Source organism: candidate division KSB1 bacterium, from assembly GCA_016214895.1.
Taxonomy (GTDB): Bacteria; Electryoneota; RPQS01; order RPQS01; family RPQS01; genus JACRMR01.
Map to the genome: position 1 here is coordinate 1 of JACRMR010000015.1, position 2,028 is coordinate 2,028.

Below are 2,028 nucleotides of genomic sequence, written 5' to 3' on the forward strand. Positions count from 1 at the left end.
TGAGCGGATTACTAGTAGAATTTGTGTGATGCAACACTAGTCTCTATCTTTCTCGCCGAATGTCATTCAGACAGTGAGCAGCAACGACCGCCTGTCCCAACGATAATCCCCCATCGTTGGGCGGAACCAGATGGTGACTATGGGCGGTGAATCCTGCACTCTCCAACCGGTGTCTCACTAATGACAGAAGCAATCGATTCTGAAAACAGCCGCCGGTCAGGACGACACGCGGCAGGCCAGCTGTGTGGGCAACACGAACAACGCCTTCAGCAAGGCCCGCATGAAACCGGGCCGCAATCCGTACAGAAGAGCAGCCTCGGCAAAGATCGTCTAAGACGGCGCTCACCATGGGACGCCAATCGATCGTCCACTTTGTATCGGAACTGTGACTGGGGACCAGATCCATCGGATATCCTTCGACCGTGTCCCCGCCTGCCTCCGCTTCTTGCTCCGCAGCAAACTGAACGGCCATGGCCGCTTGCCCCTCAAAGGAAGTTTGGTGGCACAGGCCGGTGAGCGATGCCACGGCGGCGAACAGTCGCCCCATGCTTGAGGTCCAAGGCGACGCGATGCCGGACTTCAATAGACTTGCGAACTTCTCACGCTGACCGTGCGACACGTTCCAAGAAGGTACATCGTGCACCAGCATCTTCTCTTCCATCAGCTCCCACAAGAGCGCTGCCGCAGATCGGCTGGGCTCTTTCATGGCTGCCTCTCCACCCAACAACCGAAAGGGCTTGAGGGAAGCAAACCGGCTGAACTGCCGATAGCTCGAGATCAAACATTCTCCACCCCACACTTGCCCGTCCGTTCCATATCCGGCTCCGTCCCAGGCAACGCCGAGTACTTCACCGTCGAGTTTGTGTTCCGCCATGCAGGAGGCCACGTGGGCATGGTGGTGCTGCACAGGAACCAGAGGAACAGGTAGGGCTTCGCTCAACGTCCGCGCGAAGCTGGTCGAATGATAATCAGGGTGGAGATCACAGGCGATGGCCTGCGGTTTAACGTCAAGCAACCGCTGGAGATCCTCAACTGCCTGCCGGAAGGCCCTGTCCGATTCCATGGTAGATAGATCTCCAAGGTGCTGACTGAGCATCACGCGATTGCCCGTCAGAAGAGCGATGGTGTTTTTCAGATGTCCACCCACAGCGAGAATCGGACCTTTCGCCATTCCATCTGAGACGTCGTCATTCCAGCGGATGGCCTGCGGCACATAGCCTCGCGCTCGCCGGAGGATCATCACATCGGCTTTGGGGTTTTCTTTTTGTTCCCCATCCAGCCTCCCGCTCGTCGGTCACGATGGGTTCTTCGGATCGATTGCCGCTCGTGGCAACCATAGGATGCCTGAGCGCCGCCATCATAAGATGATGCAGCGGTGTCGCCGGTAGCATCGCGCCCAGATAGGGATTGCCAGGCGCCACGGCCTCGGCGAGGACTGCATCCTGCCGCTTCCGCACCAGGACGATCGGCGCTTGGGACGAACAGAGAAGCGCTTCCTCGTCCGACGACAACAGGCAATAGTCTCTAATCGCATCAACGGACGGGAATAGCACGGCGAAGGGTTTTTCAGGCCGTCGTTTGCGATCCCGCAATCGACGGACAGCCTCCTCCGATGCCGCATCGACCCAGAGCTGAAACCCACCCAGTCCCTTCACCGCGACAATGAGTCCTTGATCGAGCATGCCATGAGCCTGACGCAAAGCCGCCTCACCACTCGCAACGTCACGGCCCTGCTCATCCCACAGGCGTAGGCGCGGACCACACTTGGGACAGGCGATCGATTCCGCATGAAAGCGCCGATCTGCTTCGGTGAAATACTCCGTGCGACAAGCGGAACAGAGTTCGAACACTGCCATCGTCGTGTTGGATCGCTCGTACGGAATTGCCGTGAGCAGGCTATACCGCGGGCCGCATTGTGTGCAGGTCAGGAATGGATAGCCAAAGCGACGGTCATGAGGATCCTTGATCTCGCGCAGACAATCCGCACAGGTGGCTAAATCCGGCGGAATCACAAGAGTCCGTTGCCCG

General features: G+C 58.4%; 2 protein-coding genes. Both read right to left on the reverse strand.

The features are described 5' to 3' along the window. Positions 1–43: 43 nt before the first annotated feature. A complete protein-coding gene (locus tag HZB60_09080) occupies positions 44–1,243 on the reverse strand; it encodes a carbamoyltransferase HypF (GenBank protein ID MBI5059913.1) in 1,200 nt (399 codons plus the stop codon). Then, a complete protein-coding gene (locus HZB60_09085) occupies positions 1,188–2,012 on the reverse strand; it encodes a carbamoyltransferase HypF (protein ID MBI5059914.1) in 825 nt (274 codons plus the stop codon). Before HZB60_09085 ends, HZB60_09080 begins: the two co-directional genes overlap by 56 nt. Between the last annotated feature and the right edge of the window lie 16 nt (positions 2,013–2,028).